The organism is Nostoc sp. WHI (assembly GCF_015714725.1).
Lineage (GTDB): Bacteria > Cyanobacteriota > Cyanobacteriia > Cyanobacteriales > Nostocaceae > Nostoc.
Window position 1 is genome coordinate 1 of the sequence record NZ_WBKM01000095.1, and the last position, 20,195, is coordinate 20,195.

Here is a 20,195-nt window from a genome sequence, read left to right on the forward strand (position 1 = left end):
TTCCCCACTCCCCACTCCCCACTCCCCACTCCCTTCATGTATATTGTTGTCAGCTACGACATTCCAGAAGATAAGCGTCGTACTAAAATCCATTCGGTTCTCAAGTCTTACGGACAATGGATGCAACTGAGTGTGTTTGAGTGCGATATCACTCCTACTCAGTATGCTAAACTGCGATCGCGTTTAGCTAAATTGATTAAACCCGACACTGACAGCGTTCGCTTTTATTTTCTCTGTGGCTGTTGTCAGCGAAAAGTCGAACGTATTGGTGGAGAACAGCCACGGGACGAAACAATTTTCTTTGCTGAGTCCCCTTCTGGCTAGGTTTCTGTATGTTAAATGCGCGGAAGGGTGGGTGTACAAATTCCACAGTCCCAAAAAAGTGCTTCTATGTCAACTCCAGCAAGGGTTTCACCCGTTAGTCGCCCACTTTTCATCCGCGCAATCTCTGAAATGCTTACTAAAATTGGGTTTCAGCCTTTAAAGTTTCCCGACACTCTTCCCAAACGAATCCTGTAATGCTATGATTGCCCTTGAATCGCGCAACCGCACCTTGAAAACTAAATACAGCTTGGCTTTCAGCCTCCCGCGATTGCAATTCATCAAAATCCCTATTAGGGATTGAAACGTAAGTTCTTACACGGCGAATGTTACCAGAAGCAGATTGCAATTCATCAAAATCCCTATTAGGGATTGAAACTTATAAATGCGCTTCTCTCCAGACTTTCAGAACAAATTGCAATTCATCAAAATCCCTATTAGGGATTGAAACTTGAAATAAACTTGAGCGAGCGTTGAATTGTGTGGATTGCAATTCATCAAAATCCCTATTAGGGATTGAAACAATTCGTCATTGCCCAAAAATTCATCTCGTCACATTGCAATTCATCAAAATCCCTATTAGGGATTGAAACCTTGAGTTCACAAGCAAAGCGATCGCCCTTTTCTAATTGCAATTCATCAAAATCCCTATTAGGGATTGAAACGCGTGAAACTGAATTTCAAAGCAACTTCGGGCGCGAATTGCAATTCATCAAAATCCCTATTAGGGATTGAAACTACCGAGTGGTTGATTCGCTGGTACCGTTCATGCAATTGCAATTCATCAAAATCCCTATTAGGGATTGAAACAATCGTATTATTACGTTTCTGGATATGGCATAGAAATTGCAATTCATCAAAATCCCTATTAGGGATTGAAACTTGTAAGTCTTGCCGATAACGCCTAAAGCTCCACCAATTGCAATTCATCAAAATCCCTATTAGGGATTGAAACCAGTTACAGTAGGAATTGCCGTGCCTACGACAGCAGCATTGCAATTCATCAAAATCCCTATTAGGGATTGAAACAAAAAGTGGATGGGAGAGGATGGAGCGATGAGAAATTGCAATTCATCAAAATCCCTATTAGGGATTGAAACATCAGCCGTCACTCTATTGCCCTGTACTGCAATATTGCAATTCATCAAAATCCCTATTAGGGATTGAAACTACCCTACATCAATTATTTGGTGTTAGTGCTAGCCAAAATTGCAATTCATCAAAATCCCTATTAGGGATTGAAACACAACATGCCATTTATTATCGTTGTAAGCTAATGATTGCAATTCATCAAAATCCCTATTAGGGATTGAAACTTGTACCTTCAAGAGTTAGTATCCCGTAGGAGAGAATTGCAATTCATCAAAATCCCTATTAGGGATTGAAACTAGAGTGTGGCGGGAGTGGGGAGCAAGAGTTATGCATTGCAATTCATCAAAATCCCTATTAGGGATTGAAACTCAAGTGGTTGCTGCTTCCCTAGTGCAGATAGCATTGCAATTCATCAAAATCCCTATTAGGGATTGAAACAAAATACATTTTAATGCCGGGATTTTGAATCAAAAAGATTGCAATTCATCAAAATCCCTATTAGGGATTGAAACGTGGTGCGTTTCAACGGCAACATTTCTATGGAACTATTGCAATTCATCAAAATCCCTATTAGGGATTGAAACCTAAAAATACCGATGGCAAGAACGCAGGTGGTACAATTGCAATTCATCAAAATCCCTATTAGGGATTGAAACTTGGGAGTACCAGTGTTCACAAATCACCCAGTCACATTGCAATTCATCAAAATCCCTATTAGGGATTGAAACTACATTACGAACAGGCTTAGAGTCGTAGACCCGCAAATTGCAATTCATCAAAATCCCTATTAGGGATTGAAACTACCCATTGTCCGTAAATTGAAGAAAATTCCGAAATTGCAATTCATCAAAATCCCTATTAGGGATTGAAACCAATAGAAACAACTACTTAAAAAAACCTCCAGCTTAAATGCTTGGAGGTTTTTTAAGGCTAACACCTAAGAACAAATAGCTTTTTAAAACTTGACAAAATACGTATTTGTTGGCAAGACTTGGGTAGTTCCTGAATTTGTAGCCAAGTCATTTATATTACCTGTTTTAAGTACTGCAAACTTATCAGTAAAGAGCAATACTTCACCATTGCCAGGAGTAACCCAAGCTTGCCGAGTATTCAGATTATTAGGAACAACCAAAAAACTTGCATCGCCACGGTAAGCCGGGATACGTCTACCTAAGAAAAGTTGGCTATCTCTATTGGGAATTGCGTAAGCAGCAGAGGAACCCACAAAAATATTAGTGCCATTAGCATAAATGGTTTTAGGGAAATTACCATTTCCGTCACCCAATCCACTAGATGCAGGGAGTCTTGGAAAGGCTAACTGTCCGCGCTCAACAGTAAAGGTAGTAAGATCAACAACTCCCGTATATACCTTTGTTTCATCGCGCGTCTGGGCAGCATTGGTATACTTGTCGGTAGTAATCAACGTTCCAGTTACTAAGTTTTTACCATTCCATCTAAAAATTGAATTGCCACCATAAACTGAGCCGAGTACATAAAGTTTATCACCAAAAATATGTAGGCGGTTTAATCGGGTATCTGCCATGTCGTTGGCAAGATTAGCAGAATTGTAGCCCCAAAGTTTACCCTGATTATCTCCTGGTAAATTTGGGAGATTAAAAATTCTTGCTCCATCAAAACCCATCCGATAAAGAAAAGCTATTTGGACGGGGACACCTAATCTTTTTTGTTGTTGAAAACCACTGATATAAAGGTAGTTATTCTTGTATTCAAAATCCATTACCTCAGTCACGCCATAAGTATTTTTGGCTTTAAAATTGAGGCTTTGATCGTAAATTGACAGGGTATTCATAGATTGGTGAATAACCAACCCATCAATAAACTTAACTCGCGTTCTTGAATTGGCTGCGTTGGTAACTATTGTTTTATAGGTTCCGTTAGTTTCTATTTTTACTAACCCTGTAGGAACCGCTAAAACATAAGTTGTGTTATTGATCGCTGAACAGCCACGGGCATCATGATTAGAGTTTGGGATTAGTTTTTTTGTCCCATTTTCTTCTACTTCCCATACCCCTTCAGGATTGATGATCGCAACTTTACTACCGTTGGTGCAAGCTGCTCTTGGCGAAGAGATATTGACATAAGCGGCTAAAGCGGGACTAGAGTAATCAAACATATTACACCTAAGATAAAAAAAGACTTCAGTTGGTTAAGACGTTTTCAGCATAGGCCTAACTGATACAGATGTCAAAATATTTTTTGAGCGTAGCAAAATCTAACCGCATTGCAATTCATCAAAATCTCTATTACCTATTAGGGATTGAAACCTGATAAAATACTTTAAATTGGAATCACAAAATTACATTGCAATTCATCAAAATCCCTATTAAAAATCGAAATAATATTAATTATCTAAAGTTAATCGCTTTCCTGCTGATTTAACCATGCTTTTAAATCAGTTATATTAGAAAAATTGCATAGAAAAGGGGCTTAAGCCCCTTGTTTCACCAAACTTGATTTTGCCCAGTTTCACAAAGAATTGGTATTAGTCCATCAAATGTTGCTGAACTTTTGAAACTAATTCATTTGTCCAGTAGTTGGTAAGTTCGGCATCGGCAGCTTCTACCATGACTCTGATTACTGGTTCTGTACCAGAGGCGCGAACCAAAATTCTGCCAGAATCACCCATTGCAGCTTCAGCAAGAGTGATCGCTTGTTGTAGAGGTTGGCAATCTTTCCATCCTAAACGGCGATCGCGATCTATAACTCGCACGTTCCGCAACAATTGTGGATAAGTCTGGAAGCTTTGATCTACCAACTCTGCTAAAGAAACACCCGCCTCTTTTACCAAAGCTGCTACATGCAAGGCTGTTAACAAACCATCTCCAGTCACGGCATAATGACGGCAAAGAATATGACCTGATTGTTCGCCGCCTAGCATTCCCCCAGTCCGCAGCATTTCGGCTTGCACATATTGATCGCCGACTGCGGTGCGAATTAATTTGCCACCAATTTGTTGCCAAGCCTTCTCAAAGCCTAAATTGGCCATGACAGTAGATACAATCAAGTTATCCGGCAACTGTTGATTTTGTTGTAACTGGCGTCCCCACAGGTAGAGAATGTAATCGCCGTTAACTTGTCGGCCAATATTATCTACAGCTAAGACGCGATCGGCATCGCCATCAAAGGCAAAGCCTAAGTCGGCGTTGTGTTCCTGTACTGTTGCTGCAAGAATATCCAAATGAGTGGAACCGCAGTTGACATTAATGCGATCGCCATCTGCTTCATTATGCAAGCAAATTACCTCTGCTCCCATCTGTGTAAATACTGATGGTGCTAACCCAACTGCTGCTCCCCACGCCAAATCTAAAACAATCTTCATTCCCTCAAGATTTAGGGCACTATTCAAGGGTTTTTTCAATGCCTCGCTATAATGCCCCACTAACTCGAAACGTGAGTAATGCCGTCCGCAATTACTAACCCTAGCAATAGGTGATATTTTGCCACGTAGCCCCGCCTCAATTTCTGCCTGCAATACTTGCGGTAACTTCCCACCATCTGCACCAAAAATCTTAATGCCATTGTCTTCTGGGGGATTGTGGCTGGCAGAAATCATCACTCCGCCTATAGCATCACTGATGCTGGTGAGATAGGCAACACAAGGAGTGGGACATAATCCCAAATACCAAACCTCTAACCCTGCTGCTGTTAACCCTGCACTCAAAGCCATCGCTAGCATATCGCTGGAGTTTCTGGAGTCCTGTCCCAGAATGACTGGCCCTACTTTAGTCGCATGGCTACGTAAAACAATACCTGCCCAAAAACCAACTTGTAATACTAGGGGCGCACTGAGTAATTCTCCGACTCGTCCGCGAATACCATCAGTACCAAATAAAGGATTTGCTGGTAGTGGAATTAAATTCAGTGCAAAACTGCTCTCAATCCCTTTGCCCAATCCATCAGCTTCGGAAGCAGAACCCCCAGGAATTCCTGGTGTCCGAGTTATAGATGAAACCATAAGTTTAAACACTCCACACAATCACACTGAAAAATAGCACTTAAGACTTTATTCAGCAATTTTGACATGCTTTTTCTCTTGATAAATTCATTCTAGAGCAAGCTAATTTTACGTAAGAATACTTAAACTTTTCCTCTCTAATTGTAAATTTTCATAAAGTTAGTATTCGTTTTTACTTTATGAGTAAATTTTTCACATTTTAGCTAATTATTCCTTTTATGCCATAAAGTTTAGTCTTGACTTTTATGTGTGTTGGTTCACATTTTGCAATGCTACTCACAAAAAACAAGCAGTAGAAAATATTACCTTTATTTAATCGCAAGTATTTTTCAGCTTTACTGAAAATGAAAGTGAAATTTAGCTAATAACAACAAAAAATCAAAACACCGGAATATAAGCTTCTATTCGCTTAAGCTTGTTACTGTGTAAAAAACTACAAAATTATCCGAGCAGCTTAAAAATTTTTAATATAAATTCTCATCAAATAGTTTTAAGGTAACGGTTTAATGGCTTTTTAGCCATTTAGTGAATTAAAACCTCGGCAGTTGATTTTTTAAAGTTGAGAAATTTAGCATGAGCAGCAATTTAGCAGCCAAATTACGTGTAGGCACTAAAAAAGCCCATACGATGGCAGAAAATGTAGGTTTTGTCAAGTGCTTTTTAAGAGGAGTGGTAGAAAAAAACTCTTACCGAAAACTAGTTGCTAACTTCTACTTCGTCTACTCAGCGATGGAAGAAGAGATGGAAAAGCACCGTCAGCACCCAATTATTTCTAAAATTAACTTTCCCCAACTCAACCGCAAGTATACCTTAGAGCAAGACCTGGGTTATTACTTCGGGGCTAATTGGAGAGAGCAAATCCAACTATCTCCCGCAGGTAAAGCTTATGTACAGCGCATCCGAGAAATATCTGAAACAGCACCAGAATTGTTAATCGCCCATTCATATACTCGTTACCTGGGTGACTTATCTGGGGGACAAATTCTCAAAAATATTGCTGTAACAGCGATGAATTTGTCTGATGGGCAAGGAACAGCCTTTTATGAGTTTCCAGAGATTTCCGATGAGAAGGCATTCAAAGCGAAATATCGTCAAACATTGGATGAACTACCTCTTGATGATGCTATTAGCGATCGCATAGTTGATGAAGCTAACGCCGCCTTTGGTACGAACATGAAGATGTTCGAGGAATTGGAAGGCAATTTAATCAAGGCGATCGGTGTAATGCTGTACAACAGCCTGACACGGCGTCGTACACGCGGTAGTACTGAACTCGCTACTGCTGAATAAGCTAATGTGCGACACAGAGATCCGACCATTAGCTTAATCTTAAGAGTGTTAAAAGCGCTCAATACATTTAGGGGCGATCGCCTTGTGATTGTTTTGGATTTATCAAAGCAAATATAAGGAGATTGCCCCTCAATTATGTTTAATTATTTGGCGTTGCTGAACTAAGGGATGAAATATTATGTATTGAAATCTAAAACTCCTTATCCTCTCTGCGCCTCTGCGCCTCTGCGTGAAAAAATCATCCCGCATTTATGCAAAGTTCGACAAACTAACTTTTGAACAAGATGTCATTGCGACTGACTGCGCCTAACTGGGGTAAAGAGTTGATGGCTGAGTGGGGAGTGAGGGTAGCAGGAACGATTGCAGGTATTTGTAATTGTTTTACAACACTTTGCAACAGTTGGTCTTGTCCAATACGCAAACCGCCGACGTTTGTCCCCCGGTTGATAATCGCAAACCAAACCAAACCGCGATCGCGTGTAGGCATAACTCCTGCCAAAGCGCTCACATCTCGGAGAGTGCCAGTTTTGATTACAGTGGCGGGGGGAATGTGTCTAGAGTGTAGTGTTCCCCGACGATCAAACCCAGACATCGGGAACAAATCAGCCAAATTCAATTGATGGACAGATGCCTCCTTTTGAATAGCCATCAACATTGCACAAGCAGCTCTAGGGGAAATGCGATTCTCTGGCCCCAGTCCAGAACCATTGATTAACTGGATTTCCACTTGTGGCACCTTAGCAAGGTTGGCAGCAGTTGATTGCACTACAGCTGCTCCCCCCACTGACTCTGCTAGCATCTCTGCCATCTCGTTGTTACTGTAAACATTCATTTCCTTGATTAGTTGCTTCAAGGGTAATGAACGATGACGTAGTAACAAGATTTGTTGAGGATTTGGTTGCACCGCAAATTTGATCGCACCTGCAATCACGACTTTCGGCTTGGGTGTTCCCTTGGGCATGATTGAGTGGATGTAAACAGCAGGACGACCCCAAGTTGCATAATTTAGAGTTTGCTTGAGTATTAGACCTGCTAGCATCGGCTGACGTTGGAAATTCATGGCAAAATTGCCAGTAATAATCAAATTTCCCTTTACCTGCTTGATACCCATTTTATTGAGAGTATTACCAAGAGCGATCGCTTCTTCCCAAACAAACAAAGGATCGCCACCGCCAGTAATCACCAAATCACCTTGCACAACTCCTTTGACCACTGGCCCAGTGACACTTACTAAAGTATCAAATTGGTAATCTGGCCCCCAAGTTTTCAAAGCAACTAGTGAAGTAGCAATTTTGGTTAAAGAAGCAGCCGGCAGAGGTGTAGTACCTTGGTGATTTGCCATCAGCATCGGACCCGACTGCATCCAAATTCCCTGACTCTCAGCCAGATTTTGCGCCACCACTTTTGATGTTACAAGCTTTTTTAGATATGCTTGCACCGTCGTCGCCCCAGCTGGATTGGGATCAGGGGCAAGAACCAAGCCAGGGCTAGTTTGCCAAGTCAAAGCATCTAGGGCATCCAGAGGCTTGAACTGTACCCCGGCCATTTCCAGCCAGAGGGTAACCAAACCTGAACCCAATAATTCCAGCATGTTTTATTCCTCTGTTAGGATTTGATACGTTGTTTCCTGTGCCAATATACAAGGTTTTTTACAATAATCAGTATTGAGTCATCATAAATAGTGTATTTCTCATCTGTTAAGTAGGGTAAATCATATTGTTTTCGTGGCTCCTTTGATCATGCTTTTGTAGAGACGGCGATTTATCGCGTCTCTTGCCTGAACCAAACAGTCATTGCGATCGCAGCAAAGCAATCCCAGCCCTTGCATTGCTGCATAAAGCCCTTGGGTATGGCTGCGTTTAGCGCAATAACACTGTGTAATTAATTGTGTTTACTTACCTACTTTCTTTCTGGATGCGCTGCATCCTCCGGTGAAGGAGTACCCATCTGGTTAATTGTGGCAATCATCTGATACAAGCGCCCCAAGTCGCGTTGATTGAAGTACAAAAGCAGGCGGGGTAGTCCAACGGTTTCATCTTGTGCTTCTTCAGGTAATGCCTGACTTTTTTCAATGCGTCCTTGAATAATAATGTCTTTAAAATCAGTATTGAGTTGCTCTACCAGAGCGTTTGATAAAACTGTCTTGAGGCGGATGACTAACTTATTGCTTACATATCGACAGGAGTGATAAACCTGATAAAAACGGGTGATAACATCACAAGCTACATCCAGGTTATCTGTCACCGTGTAAAGGCTGGGGTCTTCAGGACTAACAAGACCTTTTTGCACAAGTTGTTTATCAATGTATTCGCTCCAAGACCGCCAGTAGTCACCACCAGGGTGATCAATTAAAACTAAAGGTACTGGGCCGAATTTACCAGTCTGGCTTAATGTCATACATTCAAAAGCTTCATCTTGAGTGCCAAAGCCTCCAGCAAACAAGGCTACAGCATCACTTTCTTTGAGGAGAAACAACTTGCGGGTAAAGAAATATTTGAAGTGAATGAGCTTAGGATCACCTTCGATAAACGGGTTCGCTTCCTGCTCAAAGGGTAATTGAATGTTTAATCCAAAGGAATTTTCTCGCCCCGCGCCTTCGTGACCCGCTTGCATAATTCCACCACCCCCGCCAGTCATCACCATAAATCCTAATTGGGAAACAGCGCGAGCAAACTCAACCGCCATTTTGTACTCTGGTGTATCTGATGCGAGGCGAGCCGAACCAAAAATGGTGACTTTGCGAACACGTCGGTAATCATAAAAAAGCTGGAAACCGCGCTCCATATCTGTTAATGAAGCCGACAATATTTTCCAATCGAGACGCTCAATTTCACTATCAGCTAGACGAACAATAGTAGCAAGTGCTTGCTGAATAAGTTGCCGATTTTTTAATGTCGGTAAGCGAGTAATCAATTCAGCGATATCCGCCTGTACAGACTCTAATGTGTCAAACGACGCAGATGAGGTCATGATAACTGCCGCAACAATGGCATTATATTTTACGTGAATGACTCACACTCTAGCAAGCGGGATATAGCCCTCTGATGTGCATTTAACACACTCAAAACTAATTTTGAGGTATTATTGCTCATTACTCAAGCTAATATCACCATGTTTCGTGTTCAAAGCTCGGCCGTTCATGCTCAAAGCTCGGTCGTTCATGCTCAAAGCTCGGTCGTTCATGCTCAAAGCTCGGCCGTTCGTGTTCAAAGCTCGGACGTTCATGCTCAAAGCTCGGCCGTTCGTGTTCAAAGCTCGGTCGTTCGTGTTCAAAGCTCGGTCGTTCGTGTTCAAAGCTCGGCCGTTCGTGCTCAAAGCTCGGTCGTTCATGCTCAAAGCTCGGTCGTTCATGCTCAAAGCTCGGTCGTTCATGCTCAAAGCTCGGCCGTTCATGCTCAAAGCTCGGCCGTTCGTGTTCAAAGCTCGGCCGTTCGTGTTCAAAGCTCGGCCGTTCGTGTTCAAAAGAATTGTTACGGAGACTTTTGGTAAAAACGGTAGAATGCGCCCAAATAACTAATGATGCTGAGATAATTTAACTAGACTGCCGCCAATGTGTCGGTGCTTCCATATAATCAGGTAAGCGAGTAGTGCGATCGCCAAGTGCCTTTCTAATCTGCTGCAACTCTAAGTTTTTAGCTCCTGTTAAAATTGTCCCTTCCAGTTTGACATCGCTAAGATTAGCTTCTAAAAAGTTAGCTCCCATGAGGTTAGCCTGAGTCAGGTTAGCTTGATAAAAGGTTGCCCTATGCAGGTTTGCTCCGATGAGGTTTGCCTGATACAAATCAGCTTCCGTTAAGCTAGCTTCTGAGAGATTGGCAAAATAGACTTCTGTTTGCTGGAGTTTGGCTGCATTCAAGTTAGCCCCAGAAAGGTTGGCACCATTCAAGTTAGCCCCAGAGAGGTTAGCACCAATCAGCCCCGTTAGTTGCAGATTAGCTTTACCCAGTTTTGCTCCTTGCAAGTTAGCTAAAAACAGCTTTGCCCCAGAGAGGTTAGCAATTTTCAAAGTTGCTTGTTGCAAGTTAGCTTTATAGAGATTCGCTCCTTGCAGATTAGCTGCACGCAGACTTGCCCCAGAGAGGTTGGCTGAACGCAAGTTTGCCCCAGAGAGGTTGGCGCGATTGAAATTAGCCCAACAGAGGTTCGCTCCACACAGACTGGTTTTTAGCAATTTGGCTTCATAGAGAACAGACCTAACGAGTTTAGCGCCGTTAAGGTCTGCCTCACTCAAGTCAGCCTGTTGCAGGTTAGCCCCACTAAGATCAGATCCACGGAGGTCAGCCTGTTGCAGATTAACACCTAGCAGGTCTGCTCCTCTGATGTCAATATTGCGTAAATCAAGTTTTTGATCTTTCGGGTCTTCGAGTAAATTACGCCTGCCGATGACAGTCAGGGCGGCTTGAATATCGGTGCGTATTTTTGGCACTTCTTCATGGAAATTCTCCTCCAACTGCTGTGTCGGACGCGACCCACCTCTACGCCTACTTGAGTAAACTACTGATGAATATTCCGGCTGTTGCTCCCCTTTTAGCTGCTCTTTTGCTGCATTTTCTCGCACAAAGGCAGTGAGAATTTCCATAATTGTCCAGTGTTCTTTAGAAAAATCTTGAGCAACTCTTTCTAAGGCATAAATTGCGCCTGTCCGGGTTTCAATCTTTTCATGTCCAAGCTGGGTAATTGCCCCCATAAAACGTTCTGCAATCAATCTATCTTGATTTAGCTTTGCATTTTGAATGCCAATTTCGAGGTTTTTCTCAGCTGCGATCGCATTTTTCTGCATCGCCTGGACACGTTTGGCTGCATAATAAACATTAAACATTGCTGCCGATGCCAGAAAAACTATTGCAGTAGTTGTTAATGCTTGGTTTCTATACTGGATCTTTTCCTGAATTGATAATTCCTTGATACTAGATAATGCAAAGAAAATTACAGTCAATGAGAAAGCAAATATAACTGTTATAGTTATCAACCAATTCAACAAAGCGTCTGTCTTTTTAGAAGACATGGTAAAAATTTTCCTTACAACCTAGAATTATTACTTAGATGTTAAGAAAAAATAGTATAGCATTTAGCAGAAAATTATCATAGGTGTCAAAAGACCCGTTTAACTAGGCAATGACATCGAATATAGTTGTACATTACGGTAAAAATAAACCACCGATTCCAAATCATTGAAACCCTCGCGGTATAGTAATTACGAATTACGAATTACGAATTACGAATTACACATAGCGGTATAGTATTTTACTCAAAGAATTTGGCTTCTCTGAGGTTTGCTCCATCAAGTATGGCATCAGTGAGAATTGCTCCATGCAGATCAGCTAGATATAGGTTTGCTCGATGCAGGTTAGCTCCAGAGAGGTTGGCTCCTTTGAGGTTGGCTGCACTAAGGATTGCCCCTTCTAGATTAGCTAAATATAAATTAGCTCTTTCTAAGTTAGCTGCACTGAGGATTGCTCCTGCTAAATTAGCTTCGCTGAGGTTCGCCCCAGCAAGATTAGCTTGATAGAGATTTGTCTGTTTTAGGTTCGCCCCATTTAGATTTGCTCCTCTTATATCCGCGTAACTCAAATCAATTTGCTCATTTTTTGGGTCTTTGTTTGCATCTCTTTTAGCGATAACACTAAGGGCTGCTTGAATATCTACACGAACTTTTGCTGATCGGTTGCTCATTACTTCCTGTTGGGGTCTATGAGAAGCATTTTCTCGGACAAAAGTAGTCAGAATATCCATAATTATCCAGTGGTAATGTGGATGATTATGGGCAATTTGCTCTAAATCATTAATTACAGCCAGACTGGTTTCAATTTTGTTATTCTCCAGCTGTTCAATTGCTATTCTTAAACGTTGTTTTGGCAATTGATACTGAGCTTGTTTAACTTTTTCTTGTAAAATATATATCCTCATGAATGTTTTTGATAGCTCGATGTTATTTGTCGATTAAATATTTTTAATGGCATAACAAGCATTAATAATTACTGTTAACATTCCTCATGCTGGCAGTAGATTTAACAATTTAGTTGTGTATCTGATGGTTTCAAGCATGATCAATAATTGAAGATGCTAATGTAACAAAATAGAGAATATAGCTGTTGAATAAATGCACATTAAAATATATGCTACCTGCCATATTCAATCATCAGTTGTATTCACTACTCTTCATTCTTCACTGTCAATTAACCTTCATCATGATGATTTTGATTTATATCTAATCAGTGATAAATGTCCAACAGCTATTTAATCCTAAATCTAAGTATTTAAATGCAGCTAAATTTACAGATAATAATTAAAGAGCTGGTGCTGATTGGTGGCGGTAACAGCAATCTCTGGAATGTTACCGGATTTTATTGATAAATTTGAACCTTTGCGAAAGTCAGGTTAGAATTTCTAGCAAAGTTCAAATTTGAAGTGGAACTATGAAAACTGCTGAAAAATTGGCTGCCGGTTGGCTACTGACACTCGGATTCATGTTTTTAACGCTATCAGCAACAGCAGCATTAGAAAAATTTGCTCCACGTGAGGTGATCATACTACCCAAAGATGAGCATGATTTTTTAGCACCAAATGCTACTTATGAAGCTGATAATACTGCTGTTAGTGGTCTAATTTTTGGTGTGCCAACGCTAACATTAGGGGCATGGTTAGCTTTGGGATTGTACCGTCAAAGTCGGCATGAGAAAAAAGCGCTTAATCAAGAAGTTAGCGATCGCCTGCAATCAATTTTTTATAAAATGCTACAAGAAAATCATGGCCGCGTAACTGTTTTAGGCTTTGCAATGCAGTCACAACTACCCGCAGCTAACGCCAAACAATTTTTAGATGAAAAAGCTAAAGAATTCAATGCAAACTTTAAGGTGAACGAAGAAGGGGCTGTATCATATCATTTTGATGCCTAATTGATATCCAATAGCGCGTTAAATTCCACACCAACTTACGGCTAAGTCTAATGACGCAGATTTTTTTGACCATAGCTGCCGTTTTAGGCGGTTTGTCAGTGGCTGCTGGTGCCTTTGCTTCCCATGCCTTACGAGAAAAACTTAGTGAGCGATCGCTAGAAATTTTTGAGACTGGCGCTCGTTACCAAATGTATCATGCTCTAGCACTTTTTTTAGTAGCATTACTAATTAGTCGCACCGAGTTTCCTCAACCCACCCTTGTAACAAGTGGATGGCTTTTCATCATTGGCATTGCTATTTTCTCAGGTAGCTTATACGCCCTTAGCTTAACTGGTATTAAATCCTTAGGAGCGATCGCGCCACTAGGCGGCGTAGCCTTTTTAGCCGGTTGGGGTGCTTTAGCTTTTGCCGCTTGGAATCTGAAGTTGTAAAAAGGCTAGGAATTAAGAGTTAGAAGTGAATGAATTAAAAACTCCTAATTCCTATCTCCATTTGTTAAAACCTCAATTTTCTCCTTTTGACATCGTATTTTATATTAATAGACCACAGTGGGCATTAGAATGCCCACACACAAGCTTTTGTAGAACCCGCGCAGGCGGTTTTTTTGTGTGCAAGATGAACCATTATTTATAATAGCCAGGTATCTTTTCCAAAGTGGGACGCACCTAATATTTTTAACAAACAGAATTCCCAAATTCATAAAACTTATTCCCGTAATATTACAGAAGCTACAAATACAAAAAAGCAATAAAATTACTAAATAATAGCTAAGAAATTTCTCATTTATAATATCATTCAAACCGATGAAACGACGCCACTTACTTTGGTATTCGCTCTTGTTTACTGCTGGCTGCACAACAGGAGTAAATTCTAATAATAGCTCAGATAAAATGACAATAACTGCACCCAAAAATCTAAAGTTTTCAGTTACAGATGTCGTTGGTATGGAAGATTTACAACGAGATTATGGACTTTTTCGTACCACATTAGAAGAGATATTAGAGACAAAAGTTGAGTTTTTTCCTGTAGAAAATCCTACAGCGGCAGCACCAGCACTGTTATCGAGAGAGGTGGATATTGTATTTGCAGGGCCTTCAGAATACTTGATTTTGAATGCTAGGGCAAAGGCTATTCCGATAATTGCCATAGAGCGTAGCAGCTACCATTCTATTATGGTAGTTCGTGCGGATAGTAAAATTAAATTATTAGCTCAATTGAAAGGCAAAACAATTGCCATGCGAAAAATTGGCTCAACTTCTGGTCATCTTGTCCCCATAAAACTATTAATGGATGCTGGATTAGATGCAAAAACTGACTTCAAAATTGTCATGTTAAATGATAAAGGAGTACAAGCTTTAAAAAAAGGTGAGGTAGATGCCTGGGTAACTTCATATGACAGATACAAAAATATTCTAGAATCTGAAGGCTTATTTGAGAAAGATTTTTCTGTAATATTTAAAAGCCAATTACTACCGGGTGATGTATTTGTTGGTAGTAATCAGTTGGCATCTAGCTTTATAGCAGATATGCGATCGCGCATGATTAAGCATCAGGATAAACTAATTCAAAGTTTAGCAACTGCCAAAGAAAATAAAAAATATAAAGGAAGTAAATTTATTCCGGCAAATGATGCTGATTATAATATAATTCGTGAAGTTTATCAAAAAATTGGGCAAGGAAACTTCTTGTAATAATACAGTCGATAAATGAATGATAGCTGATAGAAAACGCTATTTTAAAAGAATTTTTATTTTACTTAGCCACGTAACTGATAACTGTAATATCGCTAAAAAAATTAGTTTTGGCTATACCGTGGCGGGTAGTATTACTTTTATAGGCACAATAAGTGGTTTGTTAATTGCATACCGTTATGAAACACTTGCCCAGCAACAGTTAAATTTATCTTATCAACAACAATCTCTCTTAAAAAATTTAGAAACTAAAATAACTAGAGTTAGATTACATCCGCAAAGATTAGTTACTGTTTTGGAAAATTCTATTTGGTTAGAATTTGAAAAAAATAGATTTCTAGATGAAATGAGCCAAGTTAATCAACAGTTATCTAAACTAGAAACTTTTATCAATGCCCATGATCATGATTCGACAATCAACAATACAGATTTGTTGCAATTATTGAATAATTATAAAAAAAATACAGAAATATATACTCAGACAGTAAAAGATTTTTGGCAGCAGATTGAACAAGATAAATTGTCAATCAAAGAAACAAAAGCTGATCAGGAAGAGCTACTTACATTTTTCAAAAAAGAAGTTAATCTCTCCGTTGAATTCGAGAAACTTTCAGATGAATTAATTCGGATTATTGGATATGCTGAAATTCAAGAAAAGCAAGCAAATGCTAATTTTGATAATGCCCAAAAATTGCGAATTCAGGTTATTATTGTAAGTATGCTGTTATCAGCTGCGATCGCAGCTATACTAGCACTATATACCAGTAGGTTAATTGCCCGTCCTCTACAGATAGTTACTGACGTTGCCAGAAAAATCACGCAAGAATCAAATTTTCAGCTTAGAGTTCATGTCACAAGCAACGATGAAATAGGAACATTAGCTACTTCCTTGAATCAATTAGTGGAATGGGTAGAAGATTATACCCAAGAACTAAAGCTAGCTCGCCAAAGTTTAGAGCAACGTGTAGAAGAACGAACCCAAGAACTAGAACTAGCTCGCCAAAGTTTAGAGCAACGCGTAGAAGAACGAACCCAAGAACTTCAAAAAACCCTGCAAGACTTAAAAGAAGCTCAAGGGCAATTAATCCAAACAGAAAAAATGTCTTCTCTTGGGCAGATGATAGCAGGTATAGCTCATGAAATTAATAATCCTGTTAATTTTATTTATGGTAATATTCAGTGTGTCAATGACTATACTCAAGACTTATTTAATTTAGTGAGTTTATATCAGCAAGAATACCCAGATTCGATTTTGTTAATTGAAGAAAAAATCGAAGAAATTGATTTAAATTTTATTAGTAAAGATTTGCCACTTATACTTTCTTCTATGAATACTGGTGCTGAACGCATTCGTGAAATTGTGTTATCTTTGCGGAACTTTTCTCGATTAGACGAAGCTGATATGAAAAAGGTAGATATTCATGAAGGAATTGATAATACTCTGTTAATTCTGAATCACAGACTTGAACCAGAAATTGAAGTAATTAAAAATTATGGGTATTTACCTTTAGTTGAGTGTTATCCAGCAAAACTTAACCAAGTATTTATGAATATTCTGAGTAATGCAATAGATGCTTTGCTAGATCAAAAAGCTGATTCAATTAGAAGTCAACAAATTATTATAACTACATTAAATATAGACGATATTTACATCCAAGTAGGAATCAAAGATAACGGTTCAGGAATTCCACCAGAAATTAAAAATAAACTATTTGATCCTTTTTTCACAACTAAGCCAGTCGGAAAAGGTACTGGGTTAGGTTTAAGTGTTTGTTATCAGATAATTGATAAACACCAAGGTAAAATAGAAGTAATCTCAGAATTTCAAGAAGGGACAGAGTTTATCATCAAATTACCTATTAAAACGCAAATAACCTAGGCCGTTACTTGATGAAAAACGGAAAATTGACAAGAACGAGATGAAGTTAAACGACAAGCATTTAGAGAAGAGATAGCAGCGATACGTTGTCTTTGCGTTAGTCTTCGTTGAAATGAGACTCTACATCCATACGATCATGCAAAACACGAATAATATCGATATGTTCATCGGTTTCCTGATAAAAGATCAAATGTCGTCCGACGTGGTACTTCCGATATCCTGGGCGAATATCATTACAAGTTCGTCCCCTCTGTGGCTCTCGTGCTAAGAGATGAAAGCAGTCGTCCAACATAGCAAGATAACGGTTTCTCTGCTCAGTGCCCCATGTTTTTTGGGTGTAGCGACCGATTGATAGTAAGTCCTGCTTGGCTAATTGAGTAAGGCGAAAGGCAAGGTTATTCACGGTCAAGTTCTGCTAGCAGCCCTGATAGAGAATAGTCAGCAAATCCGCTGTTCTCGCCTTCTGTTAATGCCCGTTGCAAAGCGGCAAGCTTTATTTCTCGTTCTTCTAAAAGGCGTAGTCCAGCTCGAATCGCTTCACTGGCACTATTGAAACGACCGCTTTCAATCTGATTGGCGATAAACGCTTCAAAATGCTCACCCAAGGTAACACTTGTATTTTTTTGCATACAATTTCCTCCTGTATAATACCAATATATAATATTTTTTGGTATTACTCCAGCGTAAACTTCAACCTAAAAAGAGTAAGTATTTCACTTTGCAATATTATCGGGCGTACTTCTTAACCCTAAGAGTAGTAATCAAGATGTAATGATGGAGAAGAGGTCAATAGGACAGCATTCGCTAACGATAATATCGCAAATTTATCAAAAAATCAGCTAATTCTCAGCAAAAAAGCTTATTCTATAAAGCTATTGGAAACAAATACTTTAATCATGTGCCGTTTACTTGCCTACCTCGGTTCGCCTATTTCCCTGGAACATCTTCTGTATAAACCAGAACATTCGTTGATAGTCCAGAGTTATCAACCCCGCGAAATGACCTCTGGGGTAGTAAATGCAGATGGCTTTGGTGTGGGTTGGTATCATAGCCAAAAAGATACTGACCCTTTTATCTACAAAAATACCCTACCTATTTGGAATGATATAAATTTACCCAATCTCAGCCGTTACGTTGAATCAAAGTGTGTACTTGCTTATGTCCGCAGTGCTACACCAGGCGAAGCCGTAGATTTTGCTAATTGTCAGCCCTTTAACCATCAACAACAGTTATTTATTCACAATGGACGAATCGAAAATTTTCGTAAAACATTATACAGAAAAATCCGCAGCATTTTAACTCAAGATTTTTACGAAAAAATTAATGGCAGTACTGATTCCGAACATATTTTTGCATTGTTACTTTCACAAAGTAAAATTAATAAACATCGACCTCCAGAGTATGCTTTACGCACTACATTATTAACGCTTTTAGAGATGGCAAAAAGCTATCAAGTAGAAGCCTCACTCAATGTAATCTTTAGTGACGGACATCGCCTGATAGCCTCTCGTTTTGCTACCACTTCACCGCCTCCATCTCTTTACTGGATACGAGATGATCCGACTTTCCCAAAATCTGTAATAATTGCATCCGAACCTTTATTTATAGGTAATTGGATTACTTGCCCAGAAAATAGCATCATTAGTGTGGGAGCAAACTGTGATATCCGAATTGAGCAAATATAGTGTGAAAGAGTCTATTTTTCAGGATTTCTATGAATGTCGCCTGAAAACTTTTGCACTGTTCCAAGATATAGAAGAAGCCACATTCTGTAGTCAGCCTCATCCTGACTTTAGCCCTGTTGGTTGGCACTTGGGGCATATTGCCTATATCGAGTCTTTATGGTTGCTAGAACGCTGTGCAGGTAGCCGTTGTTTGTTCCCGCAATATAGTAAGCTATTTGCAGCTGATGGTTTACCCAAATCAGAGCGCGTTAAATTACCAAACCTAGAGGAAATCCGTTATTACGTAGACACAGTTAGAGAAAAAGTTCTCGAATACTTAGAAGTAGTTGATATTGAGCAACAAGAACGTCTCTGGCGCTTTTTGATTCAGCACGAAAGCCAGCACTGCGAAATTAGTAGCTTCGTGTTGGAATTGGTGAAAAGTCAAGAGTCAAGGAAAGTCAGTCATGTGCGTATTTTCCCCGCGTTGAGGAGCCACCCCTGTCTGGAGGTTCCCGATGCTCGATTACTCGCTAACGCTGCGCTATCCGTTGAAGGGAGTGGCGTTGAACTGGCGCTCAAGAGTCAAGAGTGCCGAATTCTCCCTCTCGAAATGATTCAAATCCCAGCAGGCGAATTTGAGCAGGGGAGCGACTCAATTAAGGCACTAGATAACGAACGCTTTGCCCATAAAGTATATTTAGATACTTATTTGATTGATCGTTACCCCGTGACTTGTGAACAGTATCGCGTATTTATGGAGGCGGGAGGCTACCAAAATTCTCGTTGGTGGTCACAATCTGGGTGGCAATGGTTACAAACGGAGTCAGTGACACAACCACTTTACTGGTGCGACAATCGCAGTTGGGATAATCACCCGGTTTGCGGTGTTAGTTGGTATGAGGCCGAGGCATACTCGCGGTTTGTGGGTAAGCGGCTACCTACAGAAGCCGAGTGGGAAAAAGCAGTCAGTTGGGACGCACAAGTTAATCATCATCGCACCTATCCTTGGGGAGATGAAGAATTAACCACTCAACGTTGTAATTGCGATCGCTTAATTGGCAAGACAACAGCAGTAAATGCCTACCCTACTGGGCGAAGTGCCTATGGTTTGGATGATACTCTCGGCAATGTCTGGGAGTGGACGGCTTCCTGGTTTAATGGCTACAACGGGTTCCAAAGTTACCCTTACACAGGTTACTCACAAGTTTATTTTGGCGAGAAACACCGCGTTTTAAAAGGCGGTAGTTGGGCAACTCCTCCTTGGATACTGCGTTCTAGTTTTCGCAATTGGTATCATCCGGGTGTGCGCCAGATTTTTGCAGGGTTTCGCTGTGCAGCTGATTAAATAACGGGTTAGTAATAGCACTTAGGTGCTTAAATAGA

The 20,195-nt window shown here is 40.1% G+C and carries 17 protein-coding genes and 1 CRISPR repeat array; of the genes, 8 read left to right on the forward strand and 9 right to left on the reverse strand.

What is annotated here, in order from left to right; translation table 11 throughout:
* The first annotated feature begins 36 nt into the window (after positions 1–36).
* Positions 37–324 (forward strand): CRISPR-associated endonuclease Cas2, encoded by a 288-nt coding sequence (cas2, locus tag F8S12_RS09125; protein ID WP_109006813.1) that lies wholly within the window; start codon positions 37–39, stop codon positions 322–324.
* A 267-nt stretch (positions 325–591) separates the two neighbouring features.
* Positions 592–2,285: direct repeats of the CRISPR family, unit length 37 nt; unit sequence ATTGCAATTCATCAAAATCCCTATTAGGGATTGAAAC.
* 83 nt (positions 2,286–2,368) lie between these two features.
* Here cas2 and F8S12_RS09130 read toward each other — a convergent pair.
* On the reverse strand, positions 2,369–3,547 hold the full coding sequence (locus tag F8S12_RS09130; protein ID WP_196515981.1) for a hypothetical protein: 1,179 nt from the start codon (positions 3,545–3,547) through the stop codon (positions 2,369–2,371).
* Positions 3,548–3,916: 369 nt separating this feature from the next.
* Positions 3,917–5,389 (reverse strand): phosphoglucosamine mutase, encoded by a 1,473-nt coding sequence (gene glmM, locus F8S12_RS09135; RefSeq protein WP_196515982.1) that lies wholly within the window; start codon positions 5,387–5,389, stop codon positions 3,917–3,919.
* Between the two features lie 573 nt (positions 5,390–5,962).
* On the opposite strand from glmM, the gene F8S12_RS09140 reads away from it, so the two are divergent.
* Positions 5,963–6,679: a biliverdin-producing heme oxygenase gene (locus F8S12_RS09140; protein ID WP_196515983.1), complete on the forward strand. Its 717-nt coding sequence runs from the start codon at positions 5,963–5,965 to the stop codon at positions 6,677–6,679.
* A 268-nt stretch (positions 6,680–6,947) separates the two neighbouring features.
* Here the strand turns inward: F8S12_RS09140 and F8S12_RS09145 are convergent, their stop codons facing one another.
* From F8S12_RS09145 to F8S12_RS09165, 5 genes are all read right to left on the reverse strand, one after another.
* On the reverse strand, positions 6,948–8,270 hold the full coding sequence (locus F8S12_RS09145) for a D-alanyl-D-alanine carboxypeptidase (RefSeq protein ID WP_196515984.1): 1,323 nt from the start codon (positions 8,268–8,270) through the stop codon (positions 6,948–6,950).
* A gap of 308 nt (positions 8,271–8,578) precedes the next feature.
* Positions 8,579–9,649: an LOG family protein gene (locus F8S12_RS09150; protein ID WP_196515985.1), complete on the reverse strand. Its 1,071-nt coding sequence runs from the start codon at positions 9,647–9,649 to the stop codon at positions 8,579–8,581.
* 111 nt (positions 9,650–9,760) lie between these two features.
* Positions 9,761–9,904 carry a hypothetical protein gene (locus F8S12_RS09155; protein WP_196515986.1) on the reverse strand — a complete coding sequence of 48 codons (144 nt, stop codon included), beginning with the start codon at positions 9,902–9,904 and terminating at the stop codon, positions 9,761–9,763.
* A gap of 307 nt (positions 9,905–10,211) precedes the next feature.
* Positions 10,212–11,684, reverse strand: a complete 1,473-nt coding sequence (locus F8S12_RS09160) for a pentapeptide repeat-containing protein (protein ID WP_196515987.1) — start codon at positions 11,682–11,684, stop codon at positions 10,212–10,214.
* Positions 11,685–11,923: 239 nt separating this feature from the next.
* Positions 11,924–12,586, reverse strand: a complete 663-nt coding sequence (locus F8S12_RS09165; protein WP_196515988.1) for a pentapeptide repeat-containing protein — start codon at positions 12,584–12,586, stop codon at positions 11,924–11,926.
* A gap of 509 nt (positions 12,587–13,095) precedes the next feature.
* On the opposite strand from F8S12_RS09165, the gene F8S12_RS09170 reads away from it, so the two are divergent.
* The 4 genes from F8S12_RS09170 (at position 13,096) to F8S12_RS09185 (ending at position 17,145) form a co-directional block, all read left to right on the forward strand.
* Complete coding sequence (locus tag F8S12_RS09170) at positions 13,096–13,575, forward strand: hypothetical protein (RefSeq protein WP_196515989.1); 480 nt, start codon at positions 13,096–13,098, stop codon at positions 13,573–13,575.
* A 50-nt stretch (positions 13,576–13,625) separates the two neighbouring features.
* The gene (locus tag F8S12_RS09175) at positions 13,626–14,006 is read left to right on the forward strand and encodes a DUF423 domain-containing protein (RefSeq protein WP_196515990.1); all 381 of its coding nucleotides are present in this window, start codon (positions 13,626–13,628) and stop codon (positions 14,004–14,006) included.
* Positions 14,007–14,378: 372 nt separating this feature from the next.
* Complete coding sequence (gene phnD, locus F8S12_RS09180) at positions 14,379–15,266, forward strand: phosphate/phosphite/phosphonate ABC transporter substrate-binding protein (RefSeq protein WP_196515991.1); 888 nt, start codon at positions 14,379–14,381, stop codon at positions 15,264–15,266.
* 19 nt (positions 15,267–15,285) lie between these two features.
* Complete coding sequence (locus F8S12_RS09185) at positions 15,286–17,145, forward strand: sensor histidine kinase (protein ID WP_196515992.1); 1,860 nt, start codon at positions 15,286–15,288, stop codon at positions 17,143–17,145.
* Between the two features lie 97 nt (positions 17,146–17,242).
* On the opposite strand, the gene F8S12_RS09190 is transcribed toward F8S12_RS09185, so the two are convergent.
* Together F8S12_RS09190 and F8S12_RS09195 are read right to left on the reverse strand one after the other, a co-directional pair.
* On the reverse strand, positions 17,243–17,548 hold the full coding sequence (locus tag F8S12_RS09190; RefSeq protein WP_196515993.1) for a type II toxin-antitoxin system RelE/ParE family toxin: 306 nt from the start codon (positions 17,546–17,548) through the stop codon (positions 17,243–17,245).
* Positions 17,541–17,774 carry a type II toxin-antitoxin system ParD family antitoxin gene (locus F8S12_RS09195; protein WP_089130033.1) on the reverse strand — a complete coding sequence of 78 codons (234 nt, stop codon included), beginning with the start codon at positions 17,772–17,774 and terminating at the stop codon, positions 17,541–17,543. Before F8S12_RS09195 ends, F8S12_RS09190 begins: the two co-directional genes overlap by 8 nt.
* A 267-nt stretch (positions 17,775–18,041) precedes the next feature.
* Between F8S12_RS09195 and egtC the strand changes: the two genes are divergently transcribed.
* Both egtC and egtB read left to right on the forward strand, forming a co-directional pair.
* Positions 18,042–18,830, forward strand: coding sequence for an ergothioneine biosynthesis protein EgtC (egtC, locus tag F8S12_RS09200; RefSeq protein WP_196515994.1), 789 nt, complete (start codon positions 18,042–18,044; stop codon positions 18,828–18,830).
* Positions 18,805–20,157: an ergothioneine biosynthesis protein EgtB gene (gene egtB / locus F8S12_RS09205; protein WP_196515995.1), complete on the forward strand. Its 1,353-nt coding sequence runs from the start codon at positions 18,805–18,807 to the stop codon at positions 20,155–20,157. The genes egtC and egtB overlap by 26 nt, the downstream gene beginning before the upstream one ends.
* Positions 20,158–20,195: the final 38 nt, after the last annotated feature.